Genomic DNA, 17,942 nt, shown 5'->3' on the forward strand with positions numbered 1-17,942 from the left:
AGAGTCGGGGGAGAGTTTTCGCCGCCCTTTAGGGCGGACGGGGTTTGGGTGGAACTCCTGGGAATGAGCCCCGCGCCGGGGCTGCGGCGCGAGGCTCTTATCTCGGCCGGTCAGTCGGCCGGGTTCCAGATGATGGCGTAGGTGTCGTGATCGTCCTGGCCGGCGGCTCGGCCGAGATTGGCGTAGAGCTTGCGCGGTCCGAACTCCGGCGCTGCAATCGACAGGCTCACATAATCCTTGCCGGAAGTCTCGCCGGTGCGGATCCAGCCAGCGCCGACTTCGACCCCTTGCGTAAGCACCCGGAAGTCGGGATGGTTATCGGCGCTCTTGGCCTGGTTGGGGACGATATCGATGTCGGCGCGGACGCTGAGCGTCTTGAACTGGCCCTTGTAGGCGCCGTTTTCCTGCTTGTTGACGTAACCGATCGCGGTCATTTCGAAGTCTCCTTTTGTGGTTTCGCCGGGGACCATCCCCTGCGATGGCGCACCGTAATGGGCGCGTCAGGACCGCCTGAATCCGACAGGGCCGCAGCGACAGTGAAGGACCCGAGCGGGCAGCTTTTTTGTGAGCGAAGCGGCGCGAGGAAGCCGCCGCAGGCGGCGGGGAAAAAAGCTGATGGCGCGAGGGTTTCGGGCGGCCGGACCCGCCCATAGGTCGACAAGCCAGCCGCAGGGATGGTCCTTGGAGAGAGCATGGAGACCGCTCGCCAAGTGCGGTCTGTCAGCCAAGCAGGACGCCGGGATGAAACGGCCTGCAAAGATGCTGCGCCCTTATGCCGGATCGAGATCGTGCCAGCGGGTCGGGCGCCAGAGCAGACATCCGGCATGGTGCGATCTATGAAAGCAGGGCTCGCCAGCGGGAATTTGATACGCGAGGGGGCCAAAGTAAGGCTGGATGAGAAGCCGGTGCTACCTGCAGGTCCAGTGTCATGTGGCGGCGCTCGGGAAACCGCTACGCAATGTAACGCGCTCTTATGAGGCGAACAGACCGGCCCCAAAACCGATCGACCGGTGGTCGGCGCGAAACGCGTCATGCCTGTCCGAAAGCTGACAGTGGCAGAAGACGCATGTCGGGTTCCGCACAATTGACCATGCTGGATTTGTGAGGTTTTCAGGGAGAGCCATGCGTTCACTTCCCAGTGAGCTTTGGCACGGCATTTGCTCTTGATGTGGCAACACGGATCGAAGGTTGACTGCATGCACAAGCGCGAGATGAGCAATGCTCTCCTTTCCTGGAGGCTTGGCAGCAGATTCGATTTGACGTTGCGAGGAGCTTCAGCCGCTCGCGGCGGAAGTGATCTCAAATCTGAAGGCACCGTTGGGGCCGCAGCCATCAAACACATCTTTCTCTTTTTCGCAGCTCGTCTTCAACGCGATGCGGACTTCTTCGCGTCGACGGCGGCCGAAGGTGGAGAAGGGGCTCGACTTGCAAAAAGGAGTTGTCAATGACGTCTTACGTTCGCACCAACAGCCCGGCGCAGGTGCGCTCACTGTCCACCTTTGGCAAGCATCTGCAAAGGAGCGTGCTGACGGCGACGCTGCTTGCCGCGGCTTCGACGGGAAGTGAAGCGCAGCCCTATGTTCGTGCTGACGGCAGCACGACTGACGACTTGGAAGCGGCGCGAGCAAGTTGGCGTCATGACGCCGAATTCAATGGAAATGTGGGGCTCGCAGCCATCAACGCGGATGCCGCGTATGCGTTGGGTTCCACCGGGGAGGGGGCCAGAGCTCCTCGCCTGCCCTCGTCCGTCTTGACGAGTGCCCGCTTACAGCCTACCTCACTATCGCGTTAGCACTCGTCCATCGCGAGTGCTAACAAAAACCCCTCAACAGCGCACCAGGGAAAAATCCGAAAATGGCAAAGTCGAAGTTCCGCCCGCTGCATGACCGCGTGGTCGTTCGCCGGGTCGAATCCGAATCCAAGACCGCTGGCGGGATCATCATCCCCGACACGGCAAAGGAAAAGCCGCAGGAAGGCGAGATCATCGCTGTCGGCTTCGGCGCTCGTGACGAAGCTGGCAAGCTGGTCCCGCTGGACGTCAAGGCCGGCGACCGCATCCTGTTCAGCAAGTGGTCGGGCACGGAAGTCAAGCTCAATGGCGAAGACCTTCTGATCATGAAGGAATCCGACATCATGGGCATCATCGGCTCATATCAGGCCCTTTCGTCAACTGAATTCCCGGGCTCGATTGAAGCCCCTGCCAGGAGCTAAAAATGGCTGCCAAAGACGTAAAATTCTCCCGCGATGCCCGCGAGCGCATGCTGCGCGGTGTCAACATCCTCGCTGACGCGGTGAAGGTCACGCTCGGCCCCAAGGGCCGCAACGTGGTCATCGACAAGTCGTTCGGCGCCCCGCGCATCACCAAGGACGGCGTCACCGTCGCCAAGGAAATCGAGCTTGAGGACAAGTTCGAAAACATGGGCGCGCAGATGGTCCGCGAAGTTGCTTCGAAGACCAACGACATCGCTGGCGACGGCACCACGACCGCGACCGTTCTGGCGCAGTCGATCGTCCAGGAAGGCCACAAGGCCGTTGCCGCCGGCATGAACCCGATGGACCTGAAGCGCGGCATCGACCTCGCGGTAACCGACGTCGTTGCGACCCTGATCAAGAACGCCAAGAAGATCAAGACCTCCGAAGAGGTTGCCCAGGTCGGCACCATCGCCGGCAACGGCGATGCTTCGGTCGGCAAGATGATCGCCGAAGCGATGCAGAAGGTCGGCAACGAAGGCGTCATCACGGTTGAGGAAGCCAAGACCGCCGAGACCGAACTCGAAGTCGTCGAAGGCATGCAGTTCGACCGCGGCTACCTCTCGCCCTACTTCGTCACCAACGCCGACAAGATGGTTGCCGAACTCGAGGACGTCTACATCCTCCTGCACGAGAAGAAGCTGTCCAACCTCCAGGCCATGCTGCCGGTTCTCGAAGCCGTCGTGCAGACCTCGAAGCCGCTGCTCATCATCTCGGAAGACGTCGAAGGCGAGGCTCTGGCCACGCTGGTCGTCAACAAGCTGCGCGGCGGCCTGAAGATCGCCGCCGTCAAGGCTCCGGGCTTCGGCGACCGCCGCAAGGCCATGCTGGAAGACATCGCCATCCTGACCGGTGGCCAGGTCATCTCGGAAGACCTCGGCATCAAGCTCGAGAATGTCGGCCTCAACATGCTCGGCCGCGCCAAGAAGGTGTCGATCTCCAAGGAGAACACCACCATCGTCGACGGCGCCGGCAAGAAGGCCGAGATCCAGGGCCGCGTTGCCCAGATCAAGCAGCAGATCGAAAAGACCACTTCGGACTACGACAAGGAGAAGCTGCAGGAACGTCTGGCGAAGCTCGCCGGCGGCGTTGCGGTGATCCGCGTCGGCGGTGCGACGGAAGTCGAAGTCAAGGAAAAGAAGGACCGCGTCGATGACGCCCTCAACGCGACCCGCGCGGCCGTCGAAGAAGGCATCGTTGCTGGTGGTGGCGTCGCGCTGCTGCGCGCTTCGGCCAACATCAAGGCCACCGGCGTCAATGCCGACCAGGCCGCCGGCATCAACATCGTGCGTCGTGCGCTGCAGGCTCCGGCCCGCCAGATCGCGGCCAACGCCGGTGCGGAAGCATCGATCGTTGCCGGCAAGATCCTTGAGAACAAGGGCGCGACCTTCGGCTACAACGCCCAGACCGGCGAGTATGGCGACATGATCGCCATGGGTATCGTCGATCCGGTCAAGGTTGTCCGTACGGCTCTTCAGGACGCGGCCTCGGTCGCCGGCCTGCTGGTCACCACCGAAGCCATGATCGCGGAGGCTCCGAAGAAGGAGTCGGCTGGCGGCGGCATGCCTGGCGGCATGGGCGGCGGCGGCATGGGCGGCATGGGCGGCATGGATTTCTAATCCAGCTCTGGCAGCTTTCGCAACGAGAGGGCGGCATCAATGCCGCCCTCTTTTTTTGCGAACCTCGGTCCGATGAACGATCGACGCCAACGCCGGCCATCGGCGTTAGGGCAACCTCAAAAGAACTGTCGAGTTGGTTGCGCGCGGCTTTGCGTCATCAGAGGCGCAAGGCGGTCGCGTGTGAGGATTGCGCGCTCCCATAGGCGGTTTCGGCATGTGCCTCGCCTTCGACATCGACATTGCGGCCAAGCAGGAAATCGGCGGCTTTCGAGGCATGGCTTGCGGCGCGGAAGATGGCGCGGTTGTCCTCGCGCAAAACCGTCAGCCATGAGCCGATGTAGTCGGCATGGCGCACGGTCGGCTCGATGCCGAGACTGCTGCAGATGAAGGCTGATGCGATTTCGGCGACCAGTTCCTCGCGCGCATAGGTGTTGGACCCGAAGGAGCCGGACAGGTCGCGCGCGAGTCGCCTCGGGTGGCCGGTCCAGTGGCCAAGCTCGTGAAAGCAGGTCCGGTAATAGTCGATCTGGTGGAAGAAAGCCGGCTGCGGCGGCACCTGTATGGTGTCGCTGCCGGGCATGTAGAAGGCGCGCTCGCCGCCGACGCGAAAATCAGCGCCGGTTGCATGAATGAGCGCCTCGGCCTGCGGGACCATCTCGCGCTCAGGCAGAGGCTCGCCGGCGGCGTAAAGATGTTCGGGCAGATTATCGCACTGCGCGACATTGAAGACGGTGAAGCGCTTCAGGAAGGGCACCGCCTGCGGTTCGTCGCCATCGGTGTCGGCGCGTTGCTTTTCGTTCTTGGGAACAAAGCGGTCAGCGTGAACGATGGTGGTGCCGTGCTCGCCCTTCCTGACATTGCCGCCAAGCGAAAGCGCCTGCCGGAAGGTGAGCCAGTTCTGGCTGGGGAAACCGCGCTCGATGACCGCGCCCCACAGGATCAGGATATTGATGCCGGAATATCGGCGCTGGGTGGCCGCATTCCGCGGCAGGCCGAGGCCTGTCCTTGCCCTGCCCCACGGCTTGACCCATGGCACGGTGCCGCGCTCCAGTTCGGCAATGATGCGGTCGGTGATTTCCTGATAAAGGCTGGCGCCGGTGCGCCCGCCGCTGTCTGCGCCAGCCTGTCGGCTGCCGCAACGTTTGTTGTTTGCACGCATCGTGATGTCCTCCGCTCTACAATCGCGCGCCCTCCCCGGAAGCGGGGTGGGCGGCAAAAGCGACCGGAAAGGCCCGCCGTCGGAGGCGGACTGCATCAGCAGGACCGGAACGGAGTGGAGGACCCGAAAGCGACAAGCGAAGGGTTGCGGGACGCCGCGGCGGGCCTAGAAGGGAGTGCTGCCCACCCTGCGCCAGGGGGAAGGCCACAATAGAAAGACGCCGGCCGACAGGCCGGCGACCGTCAGCAGCCGAAGGCTGCCCCGCGCCAGGGGGCGATGCCGCAGGGCCAAGACCGCCTGAGCTTGCCGAAGAAAAGCGGGCTCGGTTCACGAGCACCCGGCCAGCGACTTCAGGCGCGGGCGCTCAGGATTGTTGTTGGCGCCCACGGCAGCTGGATGACCGCAACAAGATTACGAGGAGCGACAGCAAAGCCAGCTGCCACAAACGGCACGCTCCGGCAACAACAGCGTGGCCGGTCTACAGATGCTGCCCCGCACGAGAGCCAGCACGCTTTGAGCGCGCATCGGCGATGCAAGCGTTGCAAGCTGGCCATGTCCACAAGGTCGGCGACCACTATATCGCCGACCACCAACGCGGGCGTACCGTCTAAGTGCAGACCTTTCGCGAGTGCGCGGACGCGCGCATTTCATCTGCGATGGCCGGATCTTGCATTCCCGCTTGAGCTGCTCAACGTCAAGGCCTACACGCGCTGCGATCTTGAGAGTGACCCTTCAACTGGGGGAAATCATAAGGGCGCGGTGGAATTCGTCGAACTTTCCCTGTTTTCTCGAGGCGAGTGCGGCGAAGGCTGGGAATTGGGAATCCGGTCCCAGGACCGGGAACTGTTTGATCACAAGCTTCAGATTGGGCTCATGCTTGAAGGCTTTTTGGTAGTTGATATCAGCCAGTCTGCAATGCGGACAGTTGTGGTAGTCATTGAATATGACCAGAACGGCATCGCCTTGCGGGTTGCCGGCGATTGGCGAAGGAGATCGTTGTCGAATGCGCCGCTCCACTTTTGCCTGTCGGTCGACCACGCCTGCCGGTGCAGGTTCGCGCTATATTGGCTCGCCAGCAAGGCGAGGAGTAAAAGAAGAGCTGCGACAGTGATGGCAGTCGGCTTAGACATGAGTCTCCAATCCATGGACGGCGTGGCAGCAACGGCCGCCTTTTTGGTGTAAAATGGGTCAGTTTTGATCGTGCCCCGCAGTTGCTACAGGCGCACAGGTGCCGGTGCGATCTGGCGGTTTCTCAAATACGGCTTTGCGCCATCGGGTCCACCCCAATAGCTGAGCGTCGTTCGCACGGGGAATTGTGTTCACCACGCCGGGCGACTTGACCGTCCACCGCCAGAGCGCTGAACGGTCCGCTAGTGAGGCGCTCCCCGAATCGTCGTTTATCCCGCTCGCCCCGGACCGGGTGACAGCCAGCGTTGCCGCTACGCTGCGGAGAAAAACCGTCAGCGCGTGGCATTCGGACATAAGCTGATCGACGCCAAGAATAAGCCCCACGGAGGTGACCGGTGCGGCCGGAACAAGAAAGAGCGTTGCAGCCATTGTGACGAGGCCTGCACCGGTAATGCGGGTTGTTCCGTTCGAAGGGAACAATGCGACAAACAGCATGAGGATCCGGCAGCCGATCGGGAGATCAGTTTTCGTCGCTTGGGCGATGAAAAGGGCGGCGAGCATCATATTCGTGCCGTCCAGATTGAATGGAATGAGACCCACGACCGAATGCGTGGCGCCGGCCTTTTCCATCTTCTCCATGAGCGAGGCCAGCGCGGCCTCTGAGGAGGACATTGCGAGCAGCAGCTCGTCCTTGATGTATCGGACGAGAGAGAAGAGCGAGCGGCCGTTGTAGCGGCAGACCGCGCCGAACAGGATCGAGAGGAACAGGACCGAGAGGAACAAGACTTGCAGGATGTCGCCTTCCGCGAAGGCACTGGCAATCGTTGACGGGATGATGTTCATCAGGAAGCTGGTCACGGACTGCTCGTGAGCCGTGGCCACATAGCCCTTAACGGCTTCGACATCGAGCGAGGCCGGATCGATGTTGAGGCCGGCGCCAGGCTGAACGATATTCGCGACAATCAGCCCGACAAGGAGTGCTAGCGTCGAGAAGGTAAGGAAATAAACCATCGCCTTGGCGGCAACTCGGCCGACCTTCTGCAGATCGCTCATGCCGGCAATGCCGGTCGCCATTGTCAGGAAGATGACAGGTACGGTGATTATCTTGACGACATCGACGAAGGCATCGCAGAGCGGCTTCAGGCTGTGGCCGGTCTCCAAATGGAAATAGCCGATTGCGGCACCCAGGATTATGGCGGCAAGTACCTGCACGTAGGTCCGGGCAAAATGGCGCTTGCGGGGCGCTAAGATCGCGCGGGGAACTCTTGGAACCAACACCGTCTCTCTCCTTGACCGGATCGGGGTGGGGCTCCTCCCTCTCCCATGCAGTGCTCCGGTCGAACGCTGCGCCCACTTCGGCGCAAACGATGTGCCAAATAGCAAGAGGGGAAAACGCGCAGGACCTCACGCAATGCTTGCGATTCGCTCTCCCACACTCGTGCAGTGGTTGCCTGTCGCAACTATGGAAGGGTCGATTCTGGGAACTCCAAAGGCCGCTCTTTGCGTCGACGCAGCTTGGCTGCCTGGAAGGTTCCCTCTTTGCCTTGCGGTCTGCGAGCTGGGTCCAGATGGTCATCATTTGGCTGCGCGCTGCACGGGGCTCGAAAGATTCAATCGAGGACGGGTCCTCTTGGAAAACGGGGGCAGCGTTGGTCAAGCCCTTCCACCCTGCTGTCCCAATGGTGTTCAGAAGCTCAGTTCACGATCAAGCGATGGATCAGCGTCATCTGGCGTTTGCGCCATCGCGGCGGCGTTGCAACGGGTCTGCCAAAGATGAGCAGGCCGCGAGGCAGGGTCCGAGACCTAGACTCCAACCTCATAGCGCGCTCGGCTCGCGTTCGGAAGGTTCGAACCGCAGCACGATCAGGTGGCGACACCGTTGGTCGGAACCGGAACCCGACGAATGATCGTTCGTGACCGACATCTGTGAACAAGCAGTATGTGTCATTGCAATCACCACCCGTTGCGCGGAAATGCCCATATGGCCGTGAATGAACTGGATTTGGTGATTTTCCAGATGGCGGTGGAAAGCGTCCGCTTGCTCTCTTCAAGCTTTGATGAGAAGGCGGCTGAGATAGCCACGAGGAGCCGTGGTAGCCTTCTTTTTGACGTGCGGGTGGACGGTGACCTGGAGGTCCAGCGAGTCGCAGCCATTGGATATCCAGGCGACAAGATCGGTGTGGTGGCATTGGACCGAGAGGGCCTTGTTAGCTGTTGTTGCCTTGTCAATGGCACCTTCTCACCTTTCATTGCACCGTTGGAGAACTGGACCAGCATGCCCCTTTCGATGCAGGCCCAGATCGATGTCACAGGCTATGCGAGGCTCCTTCTGGCCGCCTTGCGAAATGCTGGACATATGCTGGACAGGTAGCATCGCGATGATGTCTGTGATGAGATGGTGCAAACGGCTGGATGAGGCGATCGCTTGCTGGCAGCTTTGGCAACAAAGCGATCGGTGAGTTCGCAATGCTGGAACACGTCCTTTAGACTCTGCAGTTAAGTTAGCGGACTACCATCTGACGAATGCCCTCTGACAGTCTGCATGGCGCGGCATGCCCTCTTAGGAATGCAGCCGTGGTTCTACACCATCGGCTGTTTTTGTGTCGAAGGCGACGGGCACGCCATGAACGAAGGAAGCGGCCGCCAACAGTTCCTCCAACTCGCGGTCGGTGGCCTTGCATGCCGGCATTAGTGTTCGGATGGCGCGGATCGCCTGCGCCATGGAGAGAAAGCGGACCCTTCCCCTGGAAAGGACATAGGCTTCTGCGGCTTTTTCGACGGTGACGGTGTGAAACGAATTGGTCATGACGAATTCCTCCCTGAACCCTGACCAACCCGACTTATGGCACGAATTCGACCGCCTTCAAGCCTATGTCCGATTGCGGACAATCGCTGCGATTCGTTCAAAACCGCTGATGCTTTTGGGCGACCTGGTGAGGGGCAAGGAGACGTCGGCTGAACCCGTTTCAACCGACATGCTTCAGGCAGCGGCCAGGCCGAAATAACGCTGCTCCTCCTTGTCATAAGCGCCATGTGTGAGCTTTATCAATCCGGCACGGTCGATGATCGTGATCTCGCCGCGCTTGGCGTGCACCAGTCCTCGATACTCAAGCATTTGCAGGGCCGTGGTGACCCCGGGCGGTGGGCGCGAGCATGGTCGCCAGAAATTCATGCGTCGGGAGGATCTTATCTCCTTCCGCACGGTCGTGGACCATCAGCTGCCAGCGGGCCAGCCGTTCTTCGACCTTGGAGTGGCCATTGACCAGTGCCGTCCGGCATGATTGGACGAGGAACGCGTGGGCATAGTCCAGCACTGAGGTGCGAAGCGACGGGCTAATCGCAGGGCGAAGGTTTTCAACCGGCAGGCGCCAGGTAGTGCTTTCCTTTCCGAGAATGACGGCAATTCCTTTCATCCCGTCATAGCCGACAATGCCGACTTCACCTTGCCGCCCGCCGGTCATGGTGGCGACCACCGACGCGATGCCCCTCTCGGGAAAATATACGTTCTTGATCGGCTGATGCGCGACCTCCAACTTGTCCTTGATGCCCGGTTCGACGTGATGCAGCGATGGTCGCAAAAGCGCGAAGTCCTGCGGGGTGAGGGCTTCAGCACCTGGTCGCGAAAGAGGGATCGGGCAAGGCTCTCTTCCAACGGGGCAAGAGCGCGTACGTCTTACTGTCGGCTGCACCGAAGTAAATGCCGGCCGATGCCAAAGCATAGGCTTCGAAACGCGCGATTGCAAAGCCCTGTCGGGGCAGTGCAGTCATGCTAGAAGTCGCGCCGCCTACGATAGGCAGCGGATGACATGATTCCCTTCTGCGGCGGCCACCAAGAACGGCTCGGGCACGCTTTAATCGTTCATACACAAGCTCGCAGGAATGTAAGCAGCGGAACAGTCGGGTGATTCGTACCGCCCTGCCCTTTCAGAGATCAAGTCATTGGACGTCAATTCGGCTGGAACGCCTCGTCGAACGGCCCAGGAAAATGCAGCCGGATGAGCAATGGTGGTTCACCTTATGTGCGGTCCCGGATATGCGGTCCGGCGGCTCATCTCCCAATGGCTTGTCGATGGGGAAGTGGAACTCGTCATGTCGCCGCGAACCGTCACCGCGCTAGCGGGGCTCTTTTGAAGACGCCGGTGTTTTTCTTTGTGGAACTGAATCTGTGAGGTGATTGATGCATGAATCAAACATTTGCGTATTTCCGCTGCATCGGCGACGTATATTGGTCGAAAGTATCGCCCAGGCCCTCGAGACCAAGAACGGCGAGGCGGCGAGCGCGTTCTGGCGCTGTGCCGCCAAGAAAATGCTCATTCAATTGTCCGATGTAGGAATTGCGCCAGAGCTCGCTGCGCAGGAGGTTGGAAGCCTTCTTCATGCGGTCTTGGACGACATGGCCAACCGAACGGTAATGCACAAAGCATAGGCTCGGGCGCTGTTGGACCGCGCGTCAGCTCGGGTCCTTATCGGGGGACTGCTCCGACTGGCCGACGGTCCGGCCAAACCGGCATACCGGCAAAGCTTTGAGGTTGCGATCGCTCACGGCGGCCGGTCCAATATTCTAAGACGACCTCAGAAGCCACGTTGGCTTCTTTGGACGAAGCGGAGGGGCGCCATTTTGGCGTGCTCACGCTGGACTGCGGGTTGCGCCTACGGAAATCCAAAGTCCGGCCGCGCGAGCCAATCGACCGGAACAGTCGAAAGCTCGTGGGGCGGGTCCGCTCACCCTCACGGCGGCGGTGGCGGCCGTGAGCAGACTTAACTCAAGTCACGGCTGAGCATCCGCAGGCGCTATGCCGATTGGATGAGAACTGGTTGCCACAACACCGGCCCGTTGAGGCGTCCCCTCCAGCGGATGCGCAAGAGACTGGCGTAGGAAATATCGAGGAAGCCGGCGACTGCCTCGGTGTTGCCGACCTGCTTGGGCTGTCCGATACGTGACAACGGCCAGGTCGCGAGACGAAGGATCCTTTCGATGCGCGTATCTGTCACCGTTACGATCCCGGAGAGATTGTTGGCCAAGCCGAATTCGATGATCCCCGCGAAGAGCTCGTAGGTTGCTTGGGCCAGGCCGCCAGCTGCCTTCGGCGCTGTCGCAGGGAGATCGAGCGCGAAACGACTACTCTCCCAGATATCGGCACTCGCAGGGACCACCATCTCATCCAGCAGCGTCGGAAACGTATCGCGCAACATTGTCGGTCCGGTGGTCGGCAAAAGGCGGACGCAGCCGCAAGTTCGCCAATCGGACCCCTTGAGAAGCAGGTAGACGGGGTTCAGGCTGTCAAACGAGTCCGTTTCCATTTCGCCTTCGGTCTGCACTTCCCAATCGAGCCGCTTCTTGAAAACCCGATACCTAAGTCCGTGCATTTCCTTGAGTTCGCTCGCAAACTCGGCGTAGCAGTCGGGTGTTATCAGCTGCATCATTGTCGTCTCCGTGCGGGATGTGTCCACGCAATCGAAGGGCAAAGCCGTCATGAATGCAGCCTGTAGACCTTTACAGCTAGACTTGGAGAGGATCAGGATCTCGCCCGAGCAGCCATCCGCACTACGGCCTGGTTGATGGTTCGCACGCCAAGCTTCGCCTTGGCGTTTTCCTGATGGAAGGTCACGGTGCGTTTCGAGACACCGAGAATCTGGCTGATATCCCAGGCCGACTTGCCGCACGCCGCCCATTTCAGGCACTCGAACTCCCGCCGGGTGAGCATTATGCCATCTACCACGCAATCTTCGGCGAGCCTGCGCCGGGCATGGATATGAACGTTGATCGCAACCAGTTGCATTGCTTTTTCGTAGCGCGTCAGCGACCTCAGAAATGGCGGATGCGCCTCGTTGGAGGCGAAGGTCAGTGCGGCGAACCGGCCGCGATGATCATGCATCGACATGGTCAGTCCGCCGCGAATGCCGAACTCAGCTGCTTTTTCCAGGACTTCCTGCTGAGAGGTCGGCAAATAACGGTGATCGCGGTCCACACCCCAGTCGAAGGTATCCCAGCCCCGCAGTCCCCGCAGGATCACGGGATCCACGCTGTGGTAGCGCTGTTGCAGGTAATGTGATGTCCATGATGATGGATAATTCGAGATCAATCGCGGCCTGTCGCCGGAAGCGGATGGGTAGGTGAAATAAGCGAAGAGCGGAAAGTCGAACCCGGCTGCGGCGGACGCCATTGCCTCATGGAGATCGACGGCATCGACGCTTGCAGAGAGTTGCTCGACCAAGGTTTCAAATACGCGATGCATCTGCGCTTAGCGTACCTCGCGGAGGTTGCTGGAAGCCGACGGAGACGTGGTTCTAAATGATGGCCTGTCCCTGCAGGGCATACGACGCGCCGCCGTCATCACCGCAATTGCTGTGCTGCTTCCGATTGGAGAGAGCTCCGCCCACCTGACCAACTACCGATGGGTGATATTGCGACGTTATCGATGAGCCGCGTGTCGCCAAGCCAAGCCGCAGCAAGCAAGCGTGCCGGTCGGTCAAGGCTTGCTAACGATTGCAGGTCTGTTTCTCCGCGAAGCTCCAGGTATTCGAGCTCGCGATAGCCGGCAGCCAGAATTGCTGCACGCGCTTCATCAAGCGTAGGCAGGATGGGGGAGCCGCGTGCAAGCCGCTCGGCCGTATCGAGCAGGACCGATGCTAGTTTTGGGGCAATGGCGCGTTGGGCTGGGGAGAGCCGCACGTTACGCGACGATAGCGCAAGACCATCGGCTTCGCGGACTGTCGGACAGGGCACAATAGTGATCGGAATGTCGAGATCCCGGACCAAGCGCCTGACAAGCTGAAGTTGCTGAAAATCCTTTTCGCCAAAAAAGGCGAAGTCAGCGCCGGCCTGCAGGAAGAGCTTGGCCACGACCGTCGCCACGCCATTGAAATGGCCGAGCCGGAATGCGCCGCAAAGGCATTCGCTGATGCCGGACACTGAAACGGCCGTGGCGAAGCCCACCTGGTACATTTCCTCTGTGTCCGGCACATAGAGCAGATGCGTGCCCAGCAGAGCGAGCTTGGCAGCATCGTCGCTTTCCGTCCGAGGGTAGGCAATCAGGTCGGCGGGGCTGTTGAACTGCTTGGGGTTTACGAACAGCGTCACGATCACCCGCTCGGCCCTTTCGAGCGCCTTCCGCACGAGGCTCAGATGCCCGTCGTGCAAGGCTCCCATGGTCGGCACAATACCGATCGTGGCACCCGAGCGACGCCATTGCGCAACGACGCCGCGCAGCTCGCTCACGGTTCGAGCGATCGGCACGCTCATGTGAAGTCACCGGCCTTCAAGGCGTTGACATAGAGATGTTCGACCGCCGGAAAGTGCCGGTTCCGCATATCGGTGGCGTAAGCGGCGATTGCCGCCTCAGCCTGCTCACCGAGCTCGGCATAGCGTTTGACGAACTTCGGCCGAAATGAGGTGAAGAGCCCGAGCATATCGTGGCTCACCAGAATCTGGCCGTCGCAAGCTGGCGAGGCACCGATGCCGATGGTGGGTATGTCGATATCGGCGGTTATCTGCCGTGCAAGCTGCTCCGGTATCTTTTCCAGCACCAAGGAGAAGGCGCCAGCTTCAGTTACCGCCCTGGCGTCGCGCCTGATCCGCTCTGCATCGGCTCCCCGGCCCTGCACACGATAGCCTCCAAACGTGTTTACCGCCTGCGGCGTCAGGCCCACATGGGCCATGACAGGTACGCCGCGCGCGGTAAGGAAGCGGATGGTTTCCGCGATGGTCTCGCCGCCCTCGATCTTTACCGCTGAACAACCGGTCTCACCCATCACGCGCGCAGCGTTGCCGAAAGCGTGCTCTGGGCTTTCCTCGTAGGAACCGAAGGGCAGGTCGACGACCATCAGCGCGTGTTCAAGGCCGCGGCGAACGGCCTGTCCGTGCATGATCATCATGTCGAGCGTGACCCCCAGCGTCGACGACAGGCCGTGCAGCACCATGCCGACGCTGTCGCCGACAAGAACGATGTCGCAGTGGCGATCGAGCAGCCTCGCGACCGGCGTGGTGTAGGCCGTCAAGCATACAAGTGGCGTCTGGCCTTTTCGCGATCGAATATCTGGAGGAGTCATCCCTTTTATCTCACCAGCCGCGCTCAACCGAGGCCCCTTCCCTTACGTTACCAACAGCGGGTGTCGCGTTTGGCATATTTTTGTGCGACTGCGAAGAGCTAAAAACAGCGCTTGAGTACTCCGGTGTTGACGTGCTGGCTTCCAAGGTTACATTCAATCGATTAAGGCGCTCCGTTGGGCCAACCCGCTTTCGCAAACATGGATCCTCAGACAAGAAGAACCAAGAAAGGCAAAGCCGCCGTCAAAGCTGACGAAGCCAAAGTGGACCTGACTGCCGTCGTGGTCGCCGTAAACGACAGTGAGCCCTGTGTCCTCACAGTCGGTCATGCGGACACCCTCCCTTCTGGACCTTTTGCCCTTGAGCATCGATCACTGCAGTCGGGTTTGAGGGGGTGGGTGGAGCAGCAGACCGGCCATGCACTTGGATACATCGAGCAACTCTACACCTTCGCCGATCGCGATCGCATCGGCACTGAGCGCCACCAGCGCGTCATCTCAATCAGCTATCTCGCATTGACCAGGAAGGAACAGGCAACGAACTCGGCCGCGTGCGGCTGGCAAAGTTGGTACGAATATTTTCCCTGGGAGGACCACCGCTTCGGCACGCCGCCTGTGCTGCTCGATAGATTGCGGCCCCGCCTGATTGAGTGGGCCGGCGGCGCCAGCGAGCCGACCACTCAACGCGAGCGCCGGCAGCGCGCTGCGATAGCCTTCGGCTTCGACGACCGCCATTGGAACGAGGAACTCACGCTCCAACGCTACGAGTTGCTCTATGAAGCTGCTCTGATTGAGGAGGCCGGTGGCGGCAGGGACGCGATTGCGGCCGCGGCTGGCAAACCAATGGTCGCTGACCACCGTCGTATTCTGGCAACCGGGATCGCGCGGCTGCGTTCGAAGATCAAATACCGGCCGGTCGTGTTCGAGCTTATGCGGCCTTCCTTCACGCTGCTGCAACTGCAGCGAACCGTGGAAGCTTTGGCTGGCAGGCTGATCAACAAGCCGAACTTCCGGAGATTGGTCGAGCAGCAGGAACTTGTTGAGGAGACCGGGGAGACCTCCCTCGACACGGGCGGCCGACCGGCGAAGCTTTATCGCTTCCGGCATGCCGTCCTCGACGACAGGGCTATCGCCGGGACAAAATTACCGCTGGCGCGGGCTTGACATACTTATAGTCAAGGTAGATATATTCCCTTATTGTCAAACCGAATATAATCGAGGCGCCAATGACTGGGGCGTTACCTATGGCTGCGTCCTTGTATGAGCGTGTCCGGCGGGTGATCCCACCCGTTGAATGGCCCGCGTTCGCCGGCGATATTGAAGCCATCTTAGCGCTGAAGCGTGAGCGCAATGCGGTGGTGCTGGCGCACAATTACCAGACGCCCGAAATTTTTCATTGCGTGGCAGACATCGTCGGCGACAGCCTGGCGTTGGCCCACAAGGCGGTGACGGTCGACGCCGACATCATCGTGGTTGCCGGCGTTCATTTCATGGCCGAGACGGCAAAACTGCTCAATCCGAACAAGACCGTGCTCATCCCGGATCTCCGCGCCGGCTGCTCGCTGGCCGAATCGATCACGGCAAACGACGTGCGGCTAATGCGGCTGCGGTATCCGGGGGTCCCCGTTGTTACTTACGTCAACACTTCCGCCGCCGTAAAAGCGGAGTCCGACATCTGCTGCACGTCCGGCAACGCCAAGGCGGTGGTGGAATCGCTTGGCGTGGCGCGTGTGCTGATGCTCCCGGACGAATATCTGGCGAGGAACGTGGCAGCCGATACAGACGTCGAGATCATCGCCTGGAAAGGCCATTGCGAGGTGCATGAGCGCTTCACCGCAGCAGACATCCGGGAACTGCGCGATGCCCATCCAGGCGTCATCGTGCTGGCCCATCCAGAATGCCCACCAGACGTTGTCGCGGAGGCGGAGTTCTCCGGCTCGACCGCGGCGATGTCGGATTATGTCGAGCGTGAGAAACCGAAGCGTGTCGTCCTTCTGACCGAATGTTCGATGAGCGACAACGTCGCGGTCGCGCATCCCGACGTCGAGTTCGTTCGCCCATGCAATCTGTGCCCGCACATGAAGCGCATCAACCTGGCCAACATTCGCGCCGCACTCGAGCAGAACCGGCATGAGGTCCGGATTGATCCCGAAATTGCCGGCCCCGCCCGCCGCGCGGTCGAGCGCATGCTTTCCCTATGAGTCTGGAGGTTCGCGAAATCGCGGGGGCGCCGGTCGTCATCGGCGGCGGCATTGCCGGCCTGATGACGGCGCTTCATCTGGCGCCGGAACCGGTCGTGCTTTTGACCAACGCGCCGCTTGGAACCGGAGCCTGCAGTGAACTTGCCCAGGGCGGTCTTGCGGCAAGTCTCGGGGGCGACGACGGCCCAGATTTTCACCTTTGCGACACGATAGCTGCCGGCGACGGACTCTGCGATGAGGCCACGGTGCGGCGAGTGGTACGAGCTGCACCCGAAGCGATTAGGACGATCCAAAGGTTCGGCGTCGACTTCGACCAGCACCCTGACCGCGCGTTGCGACTTGGGCTCGAGGCGGCACACTCGCGACGGCGGATTGTGCATGCAGCCGGCGACGCCACCGGTCGCGAGTTGGTGCGCGCGCTCGTCGCCGCGGTTCGGCGTACAGCCTCGATCACCATTATCGAAAATGTGGAGGTCCGCCGGCTGGTCGTGCAGGACGGGTCGGTCATCGCCGTGGTCGCAGCAGGACGAGCCGGCGCGCTCGCTCTGCCCACGCGTCGCGCGGTGCTGGCGACCGGCGGCGTCGGCGGGCTGTTTTGCGACACGACAAACCCCGCTGGCTCATGGGGTCACGGGCTGGCGCTCGCCGCATGGGCGGGGGCGGAACTCGCCGACTTGGAATTCATACAGTTCCATCCAACTGCGCTCGACGGTCCGCGCCGGCCGATGCCGCTGGTGAGCGAAGCCGTGCGTGGCGAAGGCGCGGTGCTCATCGATGAGCGAGGAGAGCGCTTCCTCGCCGACACACCTGGCGGTGAACTTGCGCCTCGCGACGTCGTAGCGCGCGCCATTTGGCACCAGCTTGCCGTTGGACGCCGCGTATTCCTGGACGCACGGCAAAGTCTCGGCCCGAGATTTGGCAAGCGTTTTCCAGGCATCGCCGAATTGTGCCGGAGCGCAGGAATCGACCCAGCGACCGACCTGATCCCGGTGCGCCCGGCGGCACATTATCACATGGGCGGCGTCGCCGTAGACAGCGCCGGCCGCAGCTCCATCGAGGGATTGTGGGCCTGCGGTGAGGTGGCCTGTACCGGCCTGCACGGCGCCAACCGCCTGGCCAGCAACTCGCTCACCGAAGCGGCGGTCACCGCGAGCTGGGTTGCCGAAAGCGTTGCCGGCACGTCGTATACCCGGCGACCGCGCAGATGCTCCACATTCGTCCCTCCACGACCAGACGCTTCCGTGGTCCGCCCGATTGTCTCCGCCGCCCTGGGTATCATCCGCGACGGCGAGGCAATGCGCGAAGCGGTGGCGACCCTGCTGCCGATCGCAGCCAATAGTGTCGCTGCCTCTGGTCCGGCTTTGGTCTCACTGATGATCGCCGCGGCGGCCCTGAGGCGGGAAGAGAGTCGAGGCGCGCACTGTCGGTCCGATTTCCCGCTCCACGATGCCAACGTGCGCCCATCACGGCTGACACTGCACAGCGCAATGCGGGCCGCGGCCGCACTCGATTGCCGGGCTACCATACGGAGCACTTGAT

General features: G+C 61.2%; 18 protein-coding genes and 1 pseudogene. 8 read left to right on the forward strand and 11 right to left on the reverse strand.

The genetic code is table 11. The annotated features are described in order from the left end of the window. Nucleotides 1-110 precede the first annotated feature (110 nt). Nucleotides 111-434, reverse strand: a complete 324-nt coding sequence (locus P9230_RS30385; protein ID WP_024505644.1) for a DUF736 domain-containing protein — start codon at nucleotides 432-434, stop codon at nucleotides 111-113. 1,010 nt (nucleotides 435-1,444) lie between these two features. On the opposite strand from P9230_RS30385, the gene P9230_RS30390 reads away from it, so the two are divergent. The 3 genes and pseudogenes from P9230_RS30390 to groL all read left to right on the forward strand — a co-directional run bounded on the left by P9230_RS30390 (nucleotide 1,445) and on the right by groL (nucleotide 3,869). Next, nucleotides 1,445-1,792 carry a hypothetical protein gene (locus P9230_RS30390; RefSeq protein WP_063169239.1) on the forward strand — a complete coding sequence of 116 codons (348 nt, stop codon included), beginning with the start codon at nucleotides 1,445-1,447 and terminating at the stop codon, nucleotides 1,790-1,792. Nucleotides 1,793-1,854: 62 nt separating this feature from the next. Further along, nucleotides 1,855-2,148 (forward strand): annotated as a pseudogene (gene groES, locus P9230_RS30395) (co-chaperone GroES); the annotation flags it as partial. Between the two features lie 65 nt (nucleotides 2,149-2,213). Next, nucleotides 2,214-3,869: a chaperonin GroEL gene (gene groL, locus P9230_RS30400; protein WP_063169240.1), complete on the forward strand. Its 1,656-nt coding sequence runs from the start codon at nucleotides 2,214-2,216 to the stop codon at nucleotides 3,867-3,869. A 157-nt stretch (nucleotides 3,870-4,026) separates the two neighbouring features. On the opposite strand, the gene P9230_RS30405 is transcribed toward groL, so the two are convergent. The 3 genes from P9230_RS30405 to P9230_RS30415 all read right to left on the reverse strand — a co-directional run bounded on the left by P9230_RS30405 (nucleotide 4,027) and on the right by P9230_RS30415 (nucleotide 7,431). Then, entirely contained in the window at nucleotides 4,027-5,028 is a 1,002-nt protein-coding gene (locus P9230_RS30405) for a zincin-like metallopeptidase domain-containing protein (protein WP_063169241.1), read from the reverse strand. A gap of 732 nt (nucleotides 5,029-5,760) precedes the next feature. Next, a complete protein-coding gene (locus P9230_RS30410; RefSeq protein ID WP_126057771.1) occupies nucleotides 5,761-6,066 on the reverse strand; it encodes a thioredoxin domain-containing protein in 306 nt (101 codons plus the stop codon). Between the two features lie 150 nt (nucleotides 6,067-6,216). Next, complete coding sequence (locus P9230_RS30415; protein WP_210326676.1) at nucleotides 6,217-7,431, reverse strand: cation:dicarboxylase symporter family transporter; 1,215 nt, start codon at nucleotides 7,429-7,431, stop codon at nucleotides 6,217-6,219. 706 nt (nucleotides 7,432-8,137) lie between these two features. Here P9230_RS30415 and P9230_RS30420 point away from each other — a divergent pair. After that, nucleotides 8,138-8,527: a hypothetical protein gene (locus P9230_RS30420; protein ID WP_024505560.1), complete on the forward strand. Its 390-nt coding sequence runs from the start codon at nucleotides 8,138-8,140 to the stop codon at nucleotides 8,525-8,527. A gap of 189 nt (nucleotides 8,528-8,716) precedes the next feature. On the opposite strand, the gene P9230_RS30425 is transcribed toward P9230_RS30420, so the two are convergent. From P9230_RS30425 to P9230_RS30435, 3 genes are all read right to left on the reverse strand, one after another. Continuing rightward, nucleotides 8,717-8,962, reverse strand: a complete 246-nt coding sequence (locus P9230_RS30425) for a hypothetical protein (protein WP_063169243.1) — start codon at nucleotides 8,960-8,962, stop codon at nucleotides 8,717-8,719. Nucleotides 8,963-9,136: 174 nt separating this feature from the next. Next, nucleotides 9,137-9,271 carry a hypothetical protein gene (locus tag P9230_RS30430; protein ID WP_256754986.1) on the reverse strand — a complete coding sequence of 45 codons (135 nt, stop codon included), beginning with the start codon at nucleotides 9,269-9,271 and terminating at the stop codon, nucleotides 9,137-9,139. Further along, nucleotides 9,264-9,734 (reverse strand): hypothetical protein, encoded by a 471-nt coding sequence (locus P9230_RS30435; RefSeq protein WP_224570941.1) that lies wholly within the window; start codon nucleotides 9,732-9,734, stop codon nucleotides 9,264-9,266. The genes P9230_RS30430 and P9230_RS30435 overlap by 8 nt, the downstream gene beginning before the upstream one ends. A gap of 599 nt (nucleotides 9,735-10,333) precedes the next feature. Between P9230_RS30435 and P9230_RS30440 the strand changes: the two genes are divergently transcribed. Beyond that, nucleotides 10,334-10,582: a DUF6074 family protein gene (locus P9230_RS30440; RefSeq protein ID WP_063169245.1), complete on the forward strand. Its 249-nt coding sequence runs from the start codon at nucleotides 10,334-10,336 to the stop codon at nucleotides 10,580-10,582. Between the two features lie 365 nt (nucleotides 10,583-10,947). On the opposite strand, the gene P9230_RS30445 is transcribed toward P9230_RS30440, so the two are convergent. The 4 genes from P9230_RS30445 to panB form a co-directional block, all read right to left on the reverse strand. After that, nucleotides 10,948-11,580 carry an acyl-homoserine-lactone synthase gene (locus tag P9230_RS30445; RefSeq protein WP_063169246.1) on the reverse strand — a complete coding sequence of 211 codons (633 nt, stop codon included), beginning with the start codon at nucleotides 11,578-11,580 and terminating at the stop codon, nucleotides 10,948-10,950. 92 nt (nucleotides 11,581-11,672) lie between these two features. Then, entirely contained in the window at nucleotides 11,673-12,392 is a 720-nt protein-coding gene (locus P9230_RS30450; RefSeq protein WP_063169247.1) for a LuxR family transcriptional regulator, read from the reverse strand. Nucleotides 12,393-12,490: 98 nt separating this feature from the next. Then, the gene (gene panC, locus P9230_RS30455; protein ID WP_063169248.1) at nucleotides 12,491-13,399 is read right to left on the reverse strand and encodes a pantoate--beta-alanine ligase; all 909 of its coding nucleotides are present in this window, start codon (nucleotides 13,397-13,399) and stop codon (nucleotides 12,491-12,493) included. Beyond that, nucleotides 13,396-14,232: a 3-methyl-2-oxobutanoate hydroxymethyltransferase gene (panB, locus tag P9230_RS30460; RefSeq protein ID WP_063169249.1), complete on the reverse strand. Its 837-nt coding sequence runs from the start codon at nucleotides 14,230-14,232 to the stop codon at nucleotides 13,396-13,398. The genes panC and panB overlap by 4 nt, the downstream gene beginning before the upstream one ends. A 171-nt stretch (nucleotides 14,233-14,403) precedes the next feature. On the opposite strand from panB, the gene P9230_RS30465 reads away from it, so the two are divergent. The 3 genes from P9230_RS30465 to P9230_RS30475 all read left to right on the forward strand — a co-directional run bounded on the left by P9230_RS30465 (nucleotide 14,404) and on the right by P9230_RS30475 (nucleotide 17,941). Continuing rightward, entirely contained in the window at nucleotides 14,404-15,366 is a 963-nt protein-coding gene (locus P9230_RS30465) for a membrane protein (protein ID WP_024505567.1), read from the forward strand. Between the two features lie 62 nt (nucleotides 15,367-15,428). Continuing rightward, a complete protein-coding gene (gene nadA / locus P9230_RS30470) occupies nucleotides 15,429-16,403 on the forward strand; it encodes a quinolinate synthase NadA (RefSeq protein WP_063169250.1) in 975 nt (324 codons plus the stop codon). Continuing rightward, nucleotides 16,400-17,941, forward strand: coding sequence for an L-aspartate oxidase (locus tag P9230_RS30475; RefSeq protein ID WP_063169251.1), 1,542 nt, complete (start codon nucleotides 16,400-16,402; stop codon nucleotides 17,939-17,941). The genes nadA and P9230_RS30475 overlap by 4 nt, the downstream gene beginning before the upstream one ends. Nucleotide 17,942 lies beyond the last annotated feature (1 nt).

This window comes from Mesorhizobium sp. WSM4887 (assembly GCF_029625865.1).
Taxonomy (GTDB): domain Bacteria; phylum Pseudomonadota; class Alphaproteobacteria; order Rhizobiales; family Rhizobiaceae; genus Mesorhizobium.

Coding starts and splice junctions, on each gene's coding strand:
- nadA (WP_063169250.1), top strand. CDS start 15,429: ATGACTGGGGCGTTACCTATGGCTGCGTCCTTGTATGAGCGTGTCCGG.
- P9230_RS30385 (WP_024505644.1), bottom strand. CDS start 434: ATGACCGCGATCGGTTACGTCAACAAGCAGGAAAACGGCGCCTACAAG.
- P9230_RS30425 (WP_063169243.1), bottom strand. CDS start 8,962: ATGACCAATTCGTTTCACACCGTCACCGTCGAAAAAGCCGCAGAAGCC.
- P9230_RS30450 (WP_063169247.1), bottom strand. CDS start 12,392: ATGCATCGCGTATTTGAAACCTTGGTCGAGCAACTCTCTGCAAGCGTC.
- P9230_RS30465 (WP_024505567.1), top strand. CDS start 14,404: ATGGATCCTCAGACAAGAAGAACCAAGAAAGGCAAAGCCGCCGTCAAA.
- P9230_RS30390 (WP_063169239.1), top strand. CDS start 1,445: ATGACGTCTTACGTTCGCACCAACAGCCCGGCGCAGGTGCGCTCACTG.
- P9230_RS30430 (WP_256754986.1), bottom strand. CDS start 9,271: ATGCTTGAGTATCGAGGACTGGTGCACGCCAAGCGCGGCGAGATCACG.
- P9230_RS30420 (WP_024505560.1), top strand. CDS start 8,138: ATGGCCGTGAATGAACTGGATTTGGTGATTTTCCAGATGGCGGTGGAA.
- P9230_RS30405 (WP_063169241.1), bottom strand. CDS start 5,028: ATGCGTGCAAACAACAAACGTTGCGGCAGCCGACAGGCTGGCGCAGAC.
- P9230_RS30440 (WP_063169245.1), top strand. CDS start 10,334: ATGCATGAATCAAACATTTGCGTATTTCCGCTGCATCGGCGACGTATA.
- groL (WP_063169240.1), top strand. CDS start 2,214: ATGGCTGCCAAAGACGTAAAATTCTCCCGCGATGCCCGCGAGCGCATG.
- P9230_RS30475 (WP_063169251.1), top strand. CDS start 16,400: ATGAGTCTGGAGGTTCGCGAAATCGCGGGGGCGCCGGTCGTCATCGGC.
- panC (WP_063169248.1), bottom strand. CDS start 13,399: ATGAGCGTGCCGATCGCTCGAACCGTGAGCGAGCTGCGCGGCGTCGTT.
- P9230_RS30445 (WP_063169246.1), bottom strand. CDS start 11,580: ATGATGCAGCTGATAACACCCGACTGCTACGCCGAGTTTGCGAGCGAA.